The organism is Flagellimonas algicola (assembly GCF_005937185.1).
Lineage (GTDB): Bacteria > Bacteroidota > Bacteroidia > Flavobacteriales > Flavobacteriaceae > Flagellimonas > Flagellimonas algicola.
The window spans coordinates 109,867-128,604 of the sequence record NZ_VCNI01000001.1 but is presented as its reverse complement, the minus strand read 5'-3'; the positions used below and the strand labels follow the sequence as shown (position 1 = coordinate 128,604).

Here is an 18,738-nt window from a genome sequence, read left to right as displayed (position 1 = left end):
CCTTCGTAATGAGAGACACTATAATTTTGGGGAATGAGAATTGCTTCTAATAAGAAGGCTATAATTGTGCGGGAATACCAGTTGGATATCGGAACCGTGCAAGTTTTTGACAATTACATGGTCGCCACGTTTGAAGAAGGGGCCACAATGACACTGGAACGAGCCTATCAAATCATCGGGATATCAGAAATTCACTTTAGAGATAAGGACTTTGGTTATATAAGCCTGAGGAAAAATTCTTATGCCGTTGATCCCACCATCTATAACTATTTACGAGGCATGCAAAACCTAAAGGCATTTGCCATTGTTTCCAAAAAGGAAATTGACATGCACAATTTTAAGATAGAGAAGCTTTTCTATAAAAAGAACATGGAGTTCTTTATTGAGTATGACAATGCTTTGGCTTGGGTAAAGAAAAGACTTAAAAAAACCAATAAAAGGGATACCGCCTAAGCCCCTTTTCCCTCTTGAGGTTCTGGTCTTTTAAAAAGTTCCAAATACGCTTTTCCAATATTTTCAATGATTCCTGTGGCTTTGAGGGCATCGTAACTCACCAAAGAAGCACCAATATCACCAGCTAGGCCATGGAGGTATACCCCTAGTACTGTTGCTGGTAGCGAATCATATCCCATGGCAACCAGTCCCGTTATCATTCCAGTTAAAACATCTCCACTACCTGCAGTTGCCATTCCTGGATTTCCAGTACTGTTCACATATCCTTTCCCACCATAAAACGTGATGGTATGTGCGCCTTTGATGACCAATACAATATCATGTTTCGTGGCAAAGGTCTTGGCTTTATCCAATTTGTCAAAGTCATTCTTCCACTCCCCAATCAAACGTTCCAGCTCTTTGGGGTGAGGGGTTAAAATAGACAGTTTGGGAATTTCGTTCAACAATTTGGGGTTTTGCGACAAGATATTCAACCCGTCAGCGTCTATTACCAATGGCAAATCAACCTCCTTCAAAAATTTCCCAAAGGCCTGCACCGTCTCTTCCTTGGTTCCCATCCCCATTCCAATACCTATAGCATTTGGCTTGAACGGAATTTTGATTTCAGAAATATAATCATCCTCGGCATCTGTAAGCACCATGGCCTCCGGAAGTGCAGTTTGCAAAGAATGATAGCCACATTCCGGAACAAAAGTAGTTGCTAAACCAGCTCCAATGCTTAAGCAAGCATTAGCTGCCATCTGAACAGCTCCAATTTTACCATACCCACCTCCTACAATCACAGCATGACCATAGGTGCCCTTATGGGAAAACTTTAATCGCGGACGATAAATGGGTTGCACATCAAATTGGGTCATGAACTCATAATCCACCTCTTCCTTGACCAAAAATTCAGCATCGAGACCTATGTCCAACAGCTCCCATTGATTCTGATAGACACCGGTTTCCGGTAAAAAGAAAACCAGTTTGGGTACTTGAAAACTGAGTACGTAACTGGCCCGTATCACATGATCGGTATTCCAAGGCATCCTATCACTGGGCAATCCCGAAGGAATATCCACAGAAAGTACAAAAGCCTGGGAGGCATTGATATGCTCAATAAGTTTACCTACCCACTCACTGGGTGCCCTGTTCAAACCAATCCCAAAAATGGCATCAACGATAATATCGTTGGGTGATATTTCAGGCATCACGCAATCGTCGTTAAGAAATTCAGGCCAAATTTTGCGATCTTTTAATCGTTCCAGATTCAACAAGAAATCCTTAGAACGCTTTTCACTATAATTGACCACATGTACCTGTATATTATAGTCCGCCTCCTTTAAGTGTCTTGCCAGCGCTATTCCATCCCCTCCATTATTGCCAATACCACAAAACAATTGAATAGTGACTTCAGCTCCTTGCAATCGGGAATGTATCCACTCAAAAAGTTGGGTAGCAGCCCTTTCCATAAGGGCATCACTAGGAATTTGCTGTTTCTCAATTGTGAATTTGTCAGCCTTATAGATTTGGTTCGCAGTAAAAATTTTCATTCAACAAGAAAAATTAACAATTGCTATGGATTTCGTAAAAATTTTAGAATCATTTGAGGAAGCTACCAAAAGTACTACTTTTGAACCTGATTACTGTACAATGCAATTTAAACAAACGGATATAGAACGCTTCAAGATGAACACTTCTTCATCCATCTTCGCTTTGACTACCATCACCCCTTTGGGGTAGTCTGTATATTATTTCCGTCCGTCCTTAAATTAATTTCAACATTTTACAACCACATTGATCATGAAAGTCCTAAAATTTGGTGGTACTTCGGTCGCCAATCCAGAAAATATAAACAAAGTAAAGTCCATTGTCCAAAGCAGTTCCAAAGAAAAATTGGCCGTTGTTGTCTCCGCCTTTGGTGGCATTACCGATATTTTACTAAACACATTGCAGCAGGCATCTGAACAAGATGATGTATACAAATCAGGCTTGGAACAAATTGAACAACGCCATATTGAAGTCATCAAGGCGCTAATTCCTGTACACAACCAAAGCGCCATCTTGAGTAAGGTCAAAAGTGCCCTGAACATTTTGGAAACGCTATTGGAAGGCTCCTTTCTCATTGGCGAGATAACACCCAAGCTATCCGATAAGATCGTGAGCTATGGAGAGTTACTTTCTTCCTATATCATCAGCGAATTTTTTAAGGCCGAAGGCCTTGATGCCACTTTTAACGATAGTAGAGAGTTGATCATTACAGATAACTCCTACGGAAAAGCCATTGTGAACTTTGAAAAGACCAATGCCAACTGTAAGGAATACTTCGAAAGTGACCAACATCAAATCCATATACTGCCCGGCTTTGTAGCCTCAAGTAATGATGGAAATTCCACAACCTTGGGTCGTGGGGGTTCTGACTACACGGCTGCGATTGTGGCTGCGGCAGCGGACGCTACCCTATTGGAGATTTGGACAGACGTCAGCGGGATGTATACCGCCAACCCAAGATTGGTAAAACAGGCTAAATGTGTGACTCATATTAGTTATGAAGAGGCCATGGAACTCTCGCATTTTGGTGCCAAGGTGCTTTACCCTCCCACCATACAACCTGTGTTGGGCAAAGAAATTCCTATTGTCATCAAGAATACGTTTAGTCCTGATGATGAGGGTACCTTGATTACCAAAAACACCAATGGAGGCGGTAAAACGGTAAGGGGTATTAGCCATGTAGGGAACATTAGTTTGTTATCTCTGGAAGGTCCAGGTATGATTGGAATTCCTGGAATTTCCAAACGATTTTTTGAGACACTTTCCTTGGAAAACATCAGTGTGGTTTTGATTACCCAAGCCTCTTCCGAGCATTCCATCTGTGTTGGAATTGCTGATGAAGACGTGGATCGTGCAGTTGAAACGGTCAACGAGGCCTTTGAATACGAAATGGCCCGTAAAAAAATCAAACCGGTCATTGTTGAAAAAGATTTGACCATTGTTGCCTTAGTGGGTGATAATATGAAAAGCCATCAAGGATTGAGCGGGAAGATGTTCAGCACCTTGGGGAAAAACAATGTGAACATCCGTGCTATTGCCCAAGGAGCATCGGAGCGAAATATTTCTGTAGTCATCAAGAAAGCCGACGTTAAAAAAGCTTTGAACTCCCTTCATGAAGAGTTTTTTGAAGAGAATATCAAGCAGCTCAATCTGTTTGTGATGGGTGTTGGCAATGTAGGTTCCAAGTTCCTGAACCAAATCCGTCAGCAGAAAAAATATCTGAAAGACGAATTGCAGCTCAATGTCCGTGTTATAGGGATCAGTAATTCCAGAACCATGGCCTTTGATGAAAACGGCATCGACCTTAACGAATGGGAAGCGGTTCTTGGTAAGGGAGAAAAGGCTGATAAGGAAAATTTCTTTGATAAAGTCAACGAGCTTAATTATCGAAATAGCGTTTTTGTGGACAATACTGCCAGTGACGAAGTGGCAAATAGTTACCCAAATTACCTCAAAAACAGTATTTCAGTGGTCACCTGCAATAAAATTGCTTGTTCCTCTGATTACACGCTCTATAGAGAACTTAAACAGCTTGCCAAAAAATACAACGCGCCTTTTTTGTTTGAAACGAATGTAGGTGCAGGGTTGCCAATCATCGATACCTTAAAAAACTTGATTGCTTCCGGCGATAAAGTAAACAAGATACAGGCCGTCCTCTCAGGAAGTTTGAACTTTGTCTTCAACAACTTTAATGACGAAGTCACTTTCCACGATGTGGTGAAACAGGCGCAAGAGGAAGGCTATACTGAACCTGACCCAACCATTGACCTCAGTGGTATTGATGTGATGCGCAAGATTTTAATTTTAGCACGGGAAAGTGGTAATCAATTGGACATTGAACAAATTGAGAACGAAGCCTTTTTGCCCCAAGAAAGCCTGGATACCAATTCCAATGAGGCCTTCTTTGAATCCTTGAAAAAGCACGAGAACGGGTTCCAAGAACTTTTCAAGCAAGCCAAAGATGCAGATAGTAAACTAAAATATGTAGCCCAGTTTGAAAACGGCAAGGCAAAAGTTGGTCTGCAAAAAATCCCGAAGGGGCATGATTTCTACAACCTAGAGGGGAGTGATAATATTGTGCTGTTCTTTACGGAGCGCTATCCCAACCAGCCCATGATCATAAAAGGTGCTGGCGCTGGAGCTGATGTGACGGCATCTGGTATCTTTGCGGATATTATCAGAATTGGAAACTTTTAAGATGGAAGAAATCAAAGTTTTTTGCCCGGCCACTATTGCCAACGTTTCCTGTGGATTTGACGTACTGGGGCTGGCATTGGATTCCGTTGGGGACGAGATGATTGTCCGTAAGACTCCTGGAAAAGGCATCAAAATAACCAAAATAATTGGTCAGGATTTACCCTTGGAAACGGAAAAGAATGTTTCGGGTGTAGCTGGTCTGGCCTTGCTTGAAAAAAGTAGTTATGAGGGTGGATTCGAAATAGAAATTGACAAGCGGATTAAACCCGGTAGTGGTATTGGTAGCAGTGCCGCCAGTTCTGCTGGGGCTGTTTGGGCCATGAACGAATTGTTGGGCAAGCCTTTTTCCAACTTGGAGTTGACCCAATTTGCTATGCAGGGAGAAAAGTTGGCGAGCAATGTGGCACATGCCGATAATGTGGCTCCGGCCATTTATGGGGGCTTCACCTTGGTTCGCAGTTATGAACCCTTGGATATTGTTTCCATTCCCACCCCGGATGAGTTGTTTGCAACGGTAATCCATCCTCAAATTGAAATAAAGACGTCGGATTCAAGAAAAATTCTGAAGACCAAACTTACCTTGGAAACCGGGATTCGGCAATGGGGCAATTTAGGTGGTCTTGTGGCAGGTCTGTTTCAAAACGATTATGAATTAATTGGTCGTTCCTTGGAGGACCATGTCGTAGAACCCATCCGTTCCATTCTAATCCCCGGTTTTGATGCTCTCCGAACCAATGCACTGCAAGCTGGAGCGTTGGGTTGTGGAATCTCTGGTTCTGGCCCTTCTATTTTTGCCTTAAGCAAAGGTGAAGTTTCCGCTCAAAAAGTAGCCGAAGCTATGCATAAAACCTATAGCTCCATAGGTATCGATTTCGATATTCATGTTTCCAAAGTCAATACCCAGGGGGTAAAACCACTATAATTTTCTATGAAGTTTTACAGTTTAAACAATTCAGAAAATCAAGCTAGCTTCAAGGAAGCCGTTATTGCCGGAATTGCCCCAGACAAAGGCCTTTACTTTCCTGAGAAGATAAAAGCTTTACCAGCAGATTTTTTTAACCAAATAGAGATCTTATCCAATCATGAAATTGCCTTTCAGGCCATTCATCAATTCGTGAAGGATGACATTGAAGATGAAGCTTTACGGGAAATTATCGCAAACGTGCTTGATTTTGATTTTCCAGTGGTGGAAATCGAGGAAAATGTGGCCACCCTGGAACTTTTTCATGGGCCAACCATGGCCTTTAAGGATGTAGGTGCTCGATTTATGGCGAACTGCCTGGGCCATTTCTCCAAAGGAGAAAAAACGGAGGTAACCGTTTTGGTGGCCACTTCCGGGGATACCGGAGGTGCGGTTGCCAATGGTTTTTTGGGAGTTGATGGCGTTAATGTAGTCATCCTCTACCCTAGTGGAAAAGTTTCGGACATCCAAGAGCGACAACTGACCACTTTGGGACAGAATATTGTGGCCATGGAAGTGAATGGTGTTTTTGACGATTGCCAGCGTATGGTAAAAACCGCTTTTTTGGACACGGAGATTACGGATCATAAAAAATTGACCTCAGCCAATAGCATCAATATTGCCCGTTGGTTGCCACAGTTGTTCTACTTTTTATTTGCTTATAAACAAGCTAAATCCCAAGGAAAAGAAATTGTTTTTTCTGTACCATCGGGGAATTTCGGGAACATTTGTGCTGGAATGGTAGCCCAAAAACTGGGCATGCCCGTAAAGCATTTTGTAGCCGCTACCAATGCCAATAAAGTGGTGCCCAATTTTCTTCAAAATGGAGTATATGAGCCGCTACCTTCGGTTGCCACCATTTCCAACGCCATGGATGTGGGCGACCCCAGTAATTTTGTTCGAATACGACATTTGTATCAAGATGAATTGGCAAATTTGAAGGACAACCTATCCTCCTATTCCTTTTCGGATGATGCCACGAGGGAGACTATGAAAACCATCCATCAAAATTTTGGGTATGTTGCCGACCCGCACGGAGCGGTGGGGTATTTAGGCTTAAAGGAATATCAAAAAGTGAATCCCGATACCTACGGTATTTTCCTGGAAACCGCACATCCTGTAAAGTTTTTGGACGTGGTGGAAGAAACCCTGAGCTTGAGTCCGGATATCCCAGCCCAAATCCAAAAGGTAATGAACAAGGAGAAAAAATCCATCAAAATTGACAATTACGAGGGGCTAAAATCCTATTTAATCGAGGGCTAATCATCCCTTAGACCAGTTAACAACAATTTGTTTAAAAGATTCGCATTTTTTAAGAGCTACTTTGCGGAATTCGAATAAATTTACCCCATAAACTGGACGTAATGAAATCAACAGCATTGACCGAAACCCATATCGCACTTGGTGCCAAGATGGTCCCCTTTGCGGGGTATAATATGCCCGTTTCCTACGAAGGGGTAAACGCAGAACACGAAACCGTACGCAAGGCCGTTGGGGTCTTCGATGTTTCGCACATGGGGGAGTTTTTAATTGAAGGGCCCAAGGCCCTGGATCTTATCCAAAAGGTGAGTTCCAATGACGCCACAAAGCTTACAGTAGGCAAAGCGCAATACAGCTGCATGCCCAATGAAACAGGAGGTGTTGTGGATGACCTGATCATTTACCGTATAAAGGATGAGACGTATTTATTGGTGGTCAACGCTTCCAATATTGATAAGGATTGGAATCATATTTCAAAATATAATGAGGCCATTGGGGCCGAGATGAAAAATATCTCTGACAACTATTCCCTATTGGCGATTCAAGGACCAAAAGCGGTGGAGGCGATGCAATCGTTATCTTCCATAGACCTAGCCGACATCAAGTTCTACAACTTTGTTGTAGGGGATTTTGCTGGGATAGACCATGTTATCATTTCCGCTACGGGTTATACCGGTTCAGGCGGATTTGAAATTTATTGCAAAAACTCAGAAGTGCAACAAGTTTGGGATAAGGTTTTGGAGGCAGGAGCGGATTTTGGCATCAAGCCTATTGGTTTGGCTGCCCGGGATACCCTCCGATTGGAAATGGGTTACTGCTTGTACGGAAACGATATTGACGATACTACCTCTCCCCTAGAAGCTGGATTGGGCTGGATTACCAAATTCACCAAGGATTTTGTAAACAGTGAGGCCTTGGCCGCACAAAAGGAAGCGGGTATCACTCGAAAACTGATAGCTTTTGAACTTCAGGAACGTGGTATTCCTCGACAGGGCTATTCCATTGTGGATGCCGATGGCAACGAGATTGGAAAAGTGACCTCTGGAACCATGTCTCCTTCACTTTCCAAAGGGATTGGATTGGGATATGTGCCGAAAGAGCTTTCCCAAGTGGATGCCGAAATCCTTATCCAAATCCGGAAAGCACAAGTAAAGGCCACTATTGTAAAACTACCATTTTATAAGGGATAATGGTAGATTTTCAGCCCATTTTAGACCAAATCCATAAGAACATTCAACAATGTTCCGATAAGGGTCGGGTCGCTGATTATATTCCAGAACTTTCCAAGGTGGACCCCAAAAAGTTTGGTATTTCCATTTTGGACAACCAGGCACAACAATTTTCGGTGGGTGATGCGCAGGAAAGGTTTTCCATTCAGAGTGTGTCCAAGGTACTTCTACTGTCCATGGCCTTTGCCAAGGTAGGCGATGCACTTTGGAAACGGGTGGATGTGGAACCATCAGGGGATCCCTTCAATCATTTGTCGCTCTTGGAAATGGAAAACGGAATTCCCAGGAATCCCTTGATCAATGCGGGGGCCATTGTGGTCTGCGACGTGCTGTTGTCCCAACTCAAAAATCCGAGGGAGGAATTTTTGCAATACATCCGCGATATTGCTGGGGATGATTCCATCCATTACGACTTGGATGTTGCGGAATCTGAAAAAAGAACTGGGTTCAGAAACTATGCCGCGGCAAACTTGATAAAGTCATTTGGGAATTTGGAACATGATGTGGAGGATGTTTTGGACTTTTATTTCCATTCTTGTGCTATTGCCATGAGCTGTGAGCAGTTGGTCAAGGTGTTCTATATTTTTATGAACAGGGGCAAATGTATGGCCAACAACCATTATTTGGAGCTATCGCAGGTAAAACGAATCAATGCCATAATGCTAACCTGTGGATTTTATGACGAGGCCGGGGAATTTGCCTTTGAGGTAGGTCTGCCAGGCAAGAGTGGCGTGGGTGGCGGAATTGTGGCTTTGTTACCCAATGAATTTTGCGTAGCAACTTGGTCACCTGGACTCAATGAAAAAGGAAATTCCAAGTTGGGGATGCTGGCGTTGGAGCAATTAACGACCGAGACCGGTTTGTCAATTTTTTAGTGTTTGGATAAAAAGAAGATACTCATACTAGGGGCCAGTGGCTTCATCGGCAACGCCATTTACAAGGAGCTCTGCAACTATTTCAACACCTTTGGCACGTATTGCCACACTACTATCTACAGCGATAATGGGCAATTTCTTCGTTACGATATGCGGGAGGACGATATTGTGCGATTGTTGGAAAAAGTACGCCCAGATTTTATTATTTCGGCACTTCGTGGGGAGTTTGCCGCCCAGATTCAAGCACACGATCACATGATGGAATACCTCATCAAAAATGAGGCGAAGCTCTATTTTATTTCTTCGGCCAATGTATTTGATGCTTATAGCAAATTCCCGTCCTACGAGTACGATAAGACCCTATCGGAAAGTGTGTATGGCCGGCTAAAAATCAAGATTGAGAACATGATGATGCGACTTCCCAAGGAAAAGACCGCCATCCTTCGTGTTCCCATGGTTTTTGGAAATAGTTCGCCCCGTGTAAAGGAAATCAAAATGCATTTGGAGGCCAATGAGCCAATCGAAGTATTCCCCAACCTCATCATCAATGTTACCAACGACGACCGACTGACCCAGCAAATCCACTACCTCATCAACAGGGACAAAACGGGGATTTTCCATTTGGGAAGCAAAGACCTTATCCAACATGAGGAGTTTATTAAGGAAATCGTTAAGCAATTGGGGAACTTCCACCCTATTTTAAAGCGGGTATTTACCACCAACGAAGACCGATATCTCGCAGCCTTGCCCAAACACAACAAATTGCCAAAGAATCTACGGGTAAAGTATCAGGAAATCATAGACCATCATATTCCCGTTGACTAATTCTAAATTTTTAGTGCTAAGTTTTAAATTAAAATCCATTCAACATTTAACACTTAGAACTCAACATTGAAAATCAGAAATCAGACTTCAGTTGTCAGACCCTACACCATTAATCCAGGACCCAAGACTCAAATTTCCATTTTCCATTTTCAATTTATCTTATCTTTAAATTGTTCTGCATTAACCAAATAACCACCTTCAGCTCATGAACACCAGAAAAATAATTGCATTAATATTTATTGGCATTGCCCTGGTATTGGGAGTACTTTTCTATTTGAGCATTCGGTTTCCAGAAGGTATTGAGGAGTATTTTAAAAAGGAATACTACAACCAGTTTGGGCCTTTAGCTATAGCAGTGGAGCTTTTGGTGGCGGGTTTTTATTTGTTCAAAAAACATCCCAAAGCCAATTTTACGCTGGCTCTCTTTGGATTTACGGCTGTTTTAGACCCTATTTTTAACCTTACCGGACTGTTTACCAGTATGGTTCCCATTTATGCGATGGTACTTTTCTCGCTCTGCGCCCTAGTTGCCCTTTGGTTATCCTTTACCAATGCGTTTGAATTAGGTAAAATATCATTCCTTGGCGCGCTGTGGGGATTTATTCTAGGAAATGCCGTTGAATTGTTCTTCAATTATTTTTAGCAAATTTGAATTCAATATTGGGAATCAGATATCAGAGGTCAGATACTTTGCCCTTTTACCCAATACCTAAGACGTAAAACCCAAGTTTAAAATCCCAAATTCCAAAAATCAAATAATCCAACAATCGAAATAATCCTTAATTTGTAAGCGTGAACAAAGACCTACACCACCTACCCAAATCCAAACAAGAAGAACTGGAGCTTTTGTCCCAATTGTTATCTAGTTACAAAGAGGTGGAAATGGTCATCCTGTTTGGCAGCTATGCCCGTGGCAACTGGGTGGAAGATGAAACTATTGAAAAAGGTACGCGATACGAGTATCGGAGCGACTATGACCTGCTCGTGGTCCTTACCCATGACGATACCCATCAGAAATTCCGGATTGAAAACAAGGTAAACGCCGAACTTAGGGATACCGGAAAAGTAAAAACCACCATAAGCCTTATTTTCCACAGCATAAAACACCTGAACAAGGCTTTGACCACAGGCAACTACTTTTTCAAGGATATTAAGGAGGAAGGTATTCTGCTATACGACTCCGAAAAATTTAGGCTGGCTCCGCCCAAAAAAATGACCCCGGAGCAGTACCAGCAGAAGGCACAAGAGTATTATGACCAATGGTTTGAGACTGCGAATAGCTTTTACAAGCATTACAACTATGCCTTTCAGGACAATGATTTAAACCTAGCGGCCTTCCAACTCCACCAAGCAACCGAACGTTATTATACCACCATTCTCTTGGTCTTTACGGATTACCGTCCCAAGGACCATAACTTGGAAACCCTTGGTATAAAGGCGGAGATGTGCGATAAGCGTTTTGCCATTTTTCCCAAGTCCACCAAGGAAGAAGAACGGCTGTTCGAGCTCTTAAAAAAAGCCTATATCGATGCCCGTTACAAAATGGACGAGTACTCCATCACCCATCCCGAGTTGGAATATTTGGCGGAAAAAGTGCAGTTGTTAAAGCAGATAACGGAGGAGATTTGCAGAAGGAAGATTGGGGAGATTGGGAATGGTTAATGTGAAAATTAAGAAATGAGTGAATTTGACAACGTAATGTCCGAAAGGTCAGATTTTGAACTTTTTGAGATTTTGGGGCATCAAAAAGACAGTTACAAAGCAGAGGCCTTGGCAGCAGCACAAAGAGCATTTGATTCCAGAAATGTTACCCGTGAACAGATTTCGGAATTTGAACAAAGAATACAATCTGCTCTTGAGCAGCAAAACCTAAAAGAAAAGCGAAACAAAGAACTCTCAAAAAAGGCATGGGATTTGGGAAAGCTTTTTCTGCCTACCGTGAAGGATACCTTGGACAAAACTTTTTTGTCCCTTTGCATTTTTTTATCGCTTGCTTACCTCTACCATTTAATCCAAGATTTAAGTCTGATCATTGTGTTCTTTTCGGACCTTGGGGATTGGGATGCCAGTGTTTGGGAGTTTCTACTCCCCTATGTTTTGTTCCCTATCGGCATTTTTGGGCTTTGGAAAAGAAAGAAAGTAGGGTGGTTTTTAATTAGCGGTCTTTTGAGTTATTATGCCTTTTCCACTATCTATGGTGGCATAAGTGCATACAGATATAACTTAAACGGCAATTTTGGTGTGCTGGACAGTATATTCCCAAAACCCAATGTTGCAAGTTTGCTGTTTCGGTTTGCTGTGCTCTTTGGAATTGTAATTTTCTTAAGTCGTAAGAAAGCTCTCGAAATCTATAAGATAGGAAGGACTACTGCATTGGTTGTTATAATAATCATATGTGTTTTAACCACCATACGATGGTGGGGTATGCTATGATACTAGCTTAAATATTTTTTTAAATGACAAGAGAAAAATTAGTGAAGTTTGGCGTGGAAAACATTGTCTGTAAAGGAGAAACGGAACGTATTGTAACGGTATTTTCACTCGACTATATTGCCCATGCCGGTGACAAAACATATAAGGGCCATGATTTCCTGCATCGTTGGACAAAGCAGATGTTGGCCTCCATTGATAATATTAAAGCCATAAAAATCCAGATACTGGCCAAAGACGAAAACACCCTTACTTGGCAACGTACCTTAACCGGAGTTCATAAAAAAGCACTTCGGGGAATCCCGGCCTCCAATCAAAAAGCAACTTGGACAGAAATGGTGGTCAGTCGTTTTGAGAATGGCAAAATTGCCGAGGAATGGCTGGTTTCTGAGTTGGCCGCGGCGCTGCTATTGAAACAGCCTAAAAAAAGGTAGTTTATTATGCGGGTATCATCATATCAAAATCTGCCGCAGTAGCAATAACTTTTCCTATAATTTCAGGAGTTACAGAATTTTGTTGCGCACTTTCTTGATTGGCCGGTAAGCCCATTTGCTCAAAAAACTCCCTAAATCCTTTGGGACTATGAATATTGATCCATTTGCAGGGTGTATCGCTTTTATTACCAAAGGTATGCAAGGTCTTGGGTGGAATGTCCACGGACTCCCCTGCCCTAACGTTCCTAATTTCCCCATTGACCATAAACTCCATCTCACCTTCCAAAATCAAAAAAGATTCTTTGTACGAATTGTGCAGATGCGGTGGCGGCCCAGGTACATGAGGAGGAGTTTCGGCATACATTAGATCATAATCCCCTGAAGTATCATGTACAGTAACCTTATGGCCCAACACCCATCTTGTATTTAAATTTTCCATTTTATAAGACATTTGTCTCACAAACATAAAACATCCTTTTGAAATATCAAAAACTTATAAGATATTTGTCTCATGAACAAAGAATACATCCAAACCGGACGCACCAACCAAAAACTGGAAACCCGAGACAAAATTTTGAAAAGTGCCCAGTACTTTTTAAAAAAAGGCAAGGGCTTTAATCTGGAGGATGTAGCCAAAAAGTCAGGGGTATCCAGAGCCACCATATATCGTTATTATTCCAACGTGGAAATCTTGACCACAGAGGCCAGTTTGGATATCAATACCCTGGATTCGGAAGTAATCTTGGAAAGGTATCAAGATAAAAGTTTAAAGGATAAGGTCATGGGCATCCAAGAGTATTTCAATGAACTTTCTTTAGATAACGAACCGTTATTCCGAAGATATTTGAGTGCAGTAATCGTTCCAACCACTCACAAATCTGTCCGTGGTGCCCGCAGAATCAAGGCTTTGCGCTTGGCCTTGGAAAAGGAAGACATTGCTCCCAAACAAAAAGAGGATTTAGCCAACCTACTCACACTTTTCATGGGCATTGAACCCATGATTGTGGCCAAGGATGTGGCCAATTTGGATAATCGAGAATCCATCAGATTGCTAAAATGGGGATTGGAATTGGTTCTAAAGGGTTACCTTACATCTTGAATATTATAGCATTACAGCGACCACAGTAAGGAAATCAAGGCCAAAATCATGCAGCAAACCATTCAAGTAAAAGTCGGGAAATTAATCTTCGATTGCCGCACTGAAGGCAATAAGGAGGATGAGCTTGTCATGTTTTTACATGGTTTTCCTGAGAGTTCCTATATGTGGAGAAAGCTCATGTCGCATTTGGTAGAAAAAGGGTTTTATTGCGTTGCACCTAATTTAAGGGGATTTAGCAAAGGGGCTAGCCCCAAAGGTAAAAAGCACTACAGTCTGGATAAATTGTCCAAGGATGTTCTGGACATTTCCAAGTCGCTTGGTAAATCAAAATTCCATTTGGTGGGCCATGATTGGGGAGCTGCCATTGGCTGGAAAGTGGTTCATGATCATAGGGATGCTATTTTAAGTTGGACGGGGATTTCCGTCCCCCATCTTCAAGCGTTTGGAAAAGCCATTGTGGTTGATGAACAACAGCGTAAAATGAGTCAATACATCAAAAACTTTCAATGGCCCTATTTACCTGAGCGGGGTATCAGAAAAAATGATTTTAAGGCCTTCAAAAGGTTATGGAAACATAGTGAACCAGATGAAGTAGAGGCCTATTTAAAGATTTTCAGCGTTCCCAAACAATTGACCGCCGCATTGAACTATTACCGCGGAAACTATAAGCTGCTAAAGAAGGCTGCTGAGAATCAAATATTAGGAGATATTCATGTTCCCACCTTGTTCATCTGGGGAAAAAAGGACGTTGCCATTGGATCCTATGCTGTAGAAGAGGGTCATCAATACATGAAAGATGACTATCAATATCTGGAATTGGATGCGGGTCATTGGTTGATTCAAACCAACTATCAAGATTTACAACAGGCCATAAGTGTCCATTTGGACAGAAACAGCCTTGGCAATTAGCCTCCATAACTTACTTTGCAATTACATAACTAACTGATTTAGAAATAAATCGTATTTTATCCTTGTTGATTATTGCAACATTTAAAAGGGCAAGATAGATATGTGCCAAATGCCCTATCATTTCAAGTAACTCCGCAACAACCCTATAATTATGAAAAAGACACTGCTTTTTTTAATCGTTCTCATTGCTTTTTCAACTATACATGCCCAAAGTATTTCTGAAAATGACAGTATTTTAATCGTTAACAAAATTGATGACTGGAATAGGGCCTGGAAAACCAAAGATGCTGTTTTAGCGGCCAAATGGTACTCGGATGATGCCGATTTTACCAACGCTTTTGGTTTTAGTATGATTGGTAAAGATTCCATTGAATCCTTTCTTACCAGAGTTTTTAAAATGAATTTTGTAATGGCCGGCGACTCGGAGCAAACTTCCTTGAAACTGCGTCCCATGAGCGAAAATGTGGTTCTTGTGGTTTCAACCATTTCCAGGAAGGGTCAAAAGATGAGTGACAATTCTGAGTTGGGTGATCGCAGGACCACACATCACAGACTGTTCAAAAAGCAAAACAGTTGGAAAATTGTGGCGCACTTAATTTCTGATGCTCGAAAAATAGGAACCAGCAAACATTAAATCACAGTATGGCAACAACCCCGGAACATGATCAGCGCATGGCCAGTATGACCTTTACCTCTGTATATCCGCATTATCTGGCAAAGGTGGAGAAGAAAGGCCGTACCAAGGAAGAACTGCATCAGGTAATCACCTGGCTAACGGGTTACAATGAAGCCACCTTGGCCAAACATATCTCTGAAAAAATCACGTTTAAGGAGTTCTTTGAAAATGCAACCCTGAACCCTAAGGCCCAAATGATCAAAGGGGTCATCTGCGGATATCGCATTGAGGATATTACCACTCCCTTGACCCGACAAGTGCGTTACTTGGACAAGTTGGTGGAAGAACTTGCTAGAGGACGTAAAATGGAAAAGGTTTTGAGAGTGTCCTGAACGGTTTAAACACATCTTTCTCAGTTGCTTTCAACATACTCGGAGGGCGAATGTCCAAACTCCTGTTTGAACACCGTAGAAAAATAGGCGGGTTGGTTAAATCCTGTGGCGTATGCCACCTCAGCAATGCTACTATGCCCTTCTTCCAATAGCTGAGCAGCAAGCTTTAAACGTTGGCTTCTAATAAATTCCGTTGTGGAAAGTCCGGTTAGCGCCTTTAGTTTACGATGCAAGTGCATACGACTCAATCCAACTTGTTCAGCAAAAGTTTGGGTATTAAACTCCGGATTGGTCAACTCTGTATCCAATATGTGCTGGATTCGGTTCAAAAGCTCGGTGTCCACATGGGTAAGTTCAATGTTCTTTGCTTTGAAAAATGGTTGATTTCCAAACTTTTCCTGGATAGCCGTTCTAGTGGCAATTAACTTATCAATAACCACCCTTAATTTCTCTTCTTTAAACGGCTTTACCATATAGGCGTCCGCACCGGTTTTGAGTCCTTCCAGCTCGTTTTCCTCCCCAGATTTTGCGGTCAACAATATTATGGGAATATGGGAGGTCCTTTCATCGGTTTTAAGGGTATTGCTTAGTTCGATTCCATTCTTTACCGGCATCATCACATCGGAAATAATCAAGTCAGGAATCGTTTCCAATGCAATGTTCTCCCCGTCTTTTCCATTTTCGGCCTCCAGTATTTTATACTCTTTTTTGAACAGGGTTTTGATAAAAAGTCTAATTTCTGAGTTGTCATCCACAACCAGAAGTACGGGTAGGGAGCTTTCTTCAACGTATTTGTCCTCCATATCGGGTTCGAGTCCAATATCAGCATTATCCGTTTTATTGCTTGACAGCAGCTCATCCTCAGCTACTATCTCTGCTTTGGAAAAGGCATTTTTTGTGACGGGCAATGTTACTTCAAAGGCCACCGTTGCGTCATTGGGTTTGTATGCGCGTACTGTTCCCTTTGCAAGATTTGCCAATTCCTGAACCAGGGAAAGGCCAATGCCAAAACCTTGGTTCATCGTATTGGTTTGGTAAAAGCGGTCAAATAAGAGCGGTAGTTCTTTTTCTGACAGGTCATTGTTTTGGTTCATCGTAGTGATGTTCAATTGCTGCCCAAGTTGAACAGCCTTGAATTGGATTTGACCTTTTTGTTGATTGTACTTAATGGCATTGGACAGGAGATTCGTAACAATTTTATCCACCACATCCCTATCAAACCATGCCTTGTTGGCGACATCAATCTGACTATTGAAAACCACATCTGTTTGTTGGGCCCGGTACTGAAACGGCTCTACCAAATGCGTCATAAAAAGTTCCATGTTCCCCTTAGAAACCCGAAGTTTTCTGCTACCTGCCTCAATTTTGGACAAATCCAATATCTGATTTACCAGTTTTAGCAAACGGTTGGCGTTTCGTTGGATCAATCCTAAATCTGTTTTATCATCCACAGAAAGTCCCTTTTTGGACAACTGATGGGCAACAGGACCAGAAATTAAGGTGAGCGGTGTTCGGAATTCATGGGAAATATTGGCAAAGAACTTGGATTTGGCCGCCTCCAGTTCCTTTAATCTTTGATTGGTTTTTTGTTTGTTCCTAAAAAGAAAAAACAAGGTGATAAACGCCAATCCCAAAACTGAAATACTGCCAACGAATAGATTCTGTTGATTTTTGGATTTTTGCTCGGCCAATTCCGATTGGGAAGTCAGTAGCTCTATTTCCTGTTGTTGTTTGTCCGTCTGATATTTTTTGTTGAGTTCCTCGACTTCCAACTCGTTTTGGGAATTTTGCACAATAGTTTCCAATTCCATTTGGTTTTCAAGCGCTGTCAAAGCATTCTTGAAATCCTTGCTGTCTTTGTAGGCTCCATACAATCCTTGATACACATTGAGAAGCTGCATGCGCATGGTCTCCTCCTTACCATCCTCTTTAATAAGCTCCAAAGCCTTTTCAAAATGGATAATAGCTTTTTGGTATTGCTTTCTATGCCAATATAAATCTCCTAAGTTGGTCTGGTTAGTAACCTTGCGTATTCCTCGCTGAGAACTTTCTGGAATCGCAGAAGCTTTTAAAAGATACTTCTCCGCATCTGCGAAGTTGTCTATTTCCAAGTAGGTTTCACCCAATCTTCCATAAATGCTTCCTAGGATTAGCAAATCTCCATAAGATTCATAATACTCCTCAGCCTTAAGCAAGTGTTCAATGGCCTTTTCATTCTCCTGTAATAGATCGTAATGTGTACCTAAGGCAAGTTCGCCATAATGTACTCCCTCTTCCAATCCCAAGGTCTGGTAGATATCAATACTTTTTTCAATGTACGGTACTGCTTCTTGGTTTCTTAGTTCGGAATATATCATCCCAATATTGGTATAAGCAACCGCTAAGGATTTGTCCAATTCATTTTGAGATGTGTAAATAGAATCCAGCTTTAAATAATACGTAAGTGCCTCTGGGTATTCTGCACGTTCAAAGTGTTGATTTCCCAATAAGATATATATGGAGGAAAGGGTTCTCCAATCGTCGGTTTGCTTTGCATTGAACAAGGCCAACTTCGCATACTTTTTAGATAAGGAGTCGTTTCTTCGGATGTTGTAAATTACCCCTATTTTCTTATAGCAGTCCGCCAAATAGGATTTGTTCTGGAGTTCTTCGGCAATTTTTGAGGCCTTTTCGATATGGTAAAAGGCACTGTCAATATCGGATTTAGCAAATTGATAGCGCCCGCTGAGCGATTGATAGAGATACTCGCCATTCGTGTAGTTGTTTTTTTCGGAAATCTCTCGAATATTCTTTCTATAGCGGTCTGCGGAATCCGGGTAAGTATAGAGATAGGCCACAAAAAGCTGCTCATTTATTTCCACCGATTCCTCAACATTGGTATTTCCCTTCAGCAACTGCCTCAAAGAATCAATTTCCCTTTCGGTTTGACCCCACGATACGGAAAGACCGAGGAGCAGGAGCGTTATGGAAACTACATGCTTCATTTTAAGGTTGAATCATAAAAAGGTACAAAAACCATATGAATGAA

Annotated in this window: 19 protein-coding genes; 16 read left to right on the top strand and 3 right to left on the bottom strand. The window is 41.9% G+C overall.

The genetic code is table 11. The features are described from left to right. The first annotated feature begins 33 nt into the window (after positions 1–33). Positions 34–453 (top strand): STAS/SEC14 domain-containing protein, encoded by a 420-nt coding sequence (locus FGG15_RS00630; RefSeq protein WP_138832152.1) that lies wholly within the window; start codon positions 34–36, stop codon positions 451–453. Here FGG15_RS00630 and FGG15_RS00625 read toward each other — a convergent pair. Beyond that, complete coding sequence (locus tag FGG15_RS00625) at positions 450–1,985, bottom strand: NAD(P)H-hydrate dehydratase (protein WP_138832150.1); 1,536 nt, start codon at positions 1,983–1,985, stop codon at positions 450–452. The two genes, FGG15_RS00630 and FGG15_RS00625, sit on opposite strands and share 4 nt — an antisense overlap. Before the next feature lie 25 nt (positions 1,986–2,010). Between FGG15_RS00625 and FGG15_RS20035 the strand changes: the two genes are divergently transcribed. The 11 genes from FGG15_RS20035 (at position 2,011) to FGG15_RS00575 (ending at position 12,694) form a co-directional block, all read left to right on the top strand. After that, on the top strand, positions 2,011–2,175 hold the full coding sequence (locus tag FGG15_RS20035) for a hypothetical protein (RefSeq protein ID WP_161991889.1): 165 nt from the start codon (positions 2,011–2,013) through the stop codon (positions 2,173–2,175). A 60-nt stretch (positions 2,176–2,235) separates the two neighbouring features. Beyond that, positions 2,236–4,680, top strand: coding sequence for a bifunctional aspartate kinase/homoserine dehydrogenase I (gene thrA / locus FGG15_RS00620; RefSeq protein WP_138832148.1), 2,445 nt, complete (start codon positions 2,236–2,238; stop codon positions 4,678–4,680). Between the two features lies 1 nt (position 4,681). Beyond that, on the top strand, positions 4,682–5,602 hold the full coding sequence (locus FGG15_RS00615; protein ID WP_138832146.1) for a homoserine kinase: 921 nt from the start codon (positions 4,682–4,684) through the stop codon (positions 5,600–5,602). Positions 5,603–5,608: 6 nt separating this feature from the next. Beyond that, positions 5,609–6,904 carry a threonine synthase gene (gene thrC, locus FGG15_RS00610; protein WP_138832144.1) on the top strand — a complete coding sequence of 432 codons (1,296 nt, stop codon included), beginning with the start codon at positions 5,609–5,611 and terminating at the stop codon, positions 6,902–6,904. 101 nt (positions 6,905–7,005) lie between these two features. Further along, on the top strand, positions 7,006–8,091 hold the full coding sequence (gene gcvT / locus FGG15_RS00605) for a glycine cleavage system aminomethyltransferase GcvT (RefSeq protein ID WP_138832142.1): 1,086 nt from the start codon (positions 7,006–7,008) through the stop codon (positions 8,089–8,091). After that, on the top strand, positions 8,091–9,005 hold the full coding sequence (locus FGG15_RS00600) for a glutaminase (protein WP_138832140.1): 915 nt from the start codon (positions 8,091–8,093) through the stop codon (positions 9,003–9,005). The genes gcvT and FGG15_RS00600 overlap by 1 nt, the downstream gene beginning before the upstream one ends. A gap of 3 nt (positions 9,006–9,008) precedes the next feature. Further along, positions 9,009–9,830, top strand: a complete 822-nt coding sequence (locus FGG15_RS00595; RefSeq protein WP_138832138.1) for a sugar nucleotide-binding protein — start codon at positions 9,009–9,011, stop codon at positions 9,828–9,830. 205 nt (positions 9,831–10,035) lie between these two features. Next, positions 10,036–10,473, top strand: coding sequence for a hypothetical protein (locus FGG15_RS00590; protein WP_138832136.1), 438 nt, complete (start codon positions 10,036–10,038; stop codon positions 10,471–10,473). Between the two features lie 149 nt (positions 10,474–10,622). Beyond that, positions 10,623–11,492 (top strand): HEPN domain-containing protein, encoded by an 870-nt coding sequence (locus FGG15_RS00585; protein ID WP_138832134.1) that lies wholly within the window; start codon positions 10,623–10,625, stop codon positions 11,490–11,492. A gap of 15 nt (positions 11,493–11,507) precedes the next feature. Continuing rightward, entirely contained in the window at positions 11,508–12,263 is a 756-nt protein-coding gene (locus FGG15_RS00580) for a hypothetical protein (RefSeq protein ID WP_138832132.1), read from the top strand. A gap of 23 nt (positions 12,264–12,286) precedes the next feature. Continuing rightward, positions 12,287–12,694, top strand: coding sequence for an ester cyclase (locus FGG15_RS00575; protein ID WP_138832130.1), 408 nt, complete (start codon positions 12,287–12,289; stop codon positions 12,692–12,694). Positions 12,695–12,698: 4 nt separating this feature from the next. On the opposite strand, the gene FGG15_RS00570 is transcribed toward FGG15_RS00575, so the two are convergent. Next, positions 12,699–13,133, bottom strand: a complete 435-nt coding sequence (locus FGG15_RS00570; protein WP_138832128.1) for a cupin domain-containing protein — start codon at positions 13,131–13,133, stop codon at positions 12,699–12,701. Positions 13,134–13,205: 72 nt separating this feature from the next. Between FGG15_RS00570 and FGG15_RS00565 the strand changes: the two genes are divergently transcribed. The 4 genes from FGG15_RS00565 to FGG15_RS00550 all read left to right on the top strand — a co-directional run bounded on the left by FGG15_RS00565 (position 13,206) and on the right by FGG15_RS00550 (position 15,710). Then, complete coding sequence (locus FGG15_RS00565) at positions 13,206–13,793, top strand: TetR/AcrR family transcriptional regulator (protein ID WP_138832126.1); 588 nt, start codon at positions 13,206–13,208, stop codon at positions 13,791–13,793. A gap of 48 nt (positions 13,794–13,841) precedes the next feature. Next, positions 13,842–14,702 carry an alpha/beta fold hydrolase gene (locus FGG15_RS00560; protein ID WP_138832124.1) on the top strand — a complete coding sequence of 287 codons (861 nt, stop codon included), beginning with the start codon at positions 13,842–13,844 and terminating at the stop codon, positions 14,700–14,702. Between the two features lie 151 nt (positions 14,703–14,853). After that, a complete protein-coding gene (locus tag FGG15_RS00555) occupies positions 14,854–15,336 on the top strand; it encodes a YybH family protein (protein WP_138832122.1) in 483 nt (160 codons plus the stop codon). A gap of 8 nt (positions 15,337–15,344) precedes the next feature. Continuing rightward, positions 15,345–15,710, top strand: a complete 366-nt coding sequence (locus FGG15_RS00550; protein WP_138832120.1) for a DUF2200 domain-containing protein — start codon at positions 15,345–15,347, stop codon at positions 15,708–15,710. A gap of 20 nt (positions 15,711–15,730) precedes the next feature. On the opposite strand, the gene FGG15_RS00545 is transcribed toward FGG15_RS00550, so the two are convergent. Beyond that, positions 15,731–18,694, bottom strand: coding sequence for a response regulator (locus FGG15_RS00545; RefSeq protein ID WP_138832118.1), 2,964 nt, complete (start codon positions 18,692–18,694; stop codon positions 15,731–15,733). Positions 18,695–18,738: the final 44 nt, after the last annotated feature.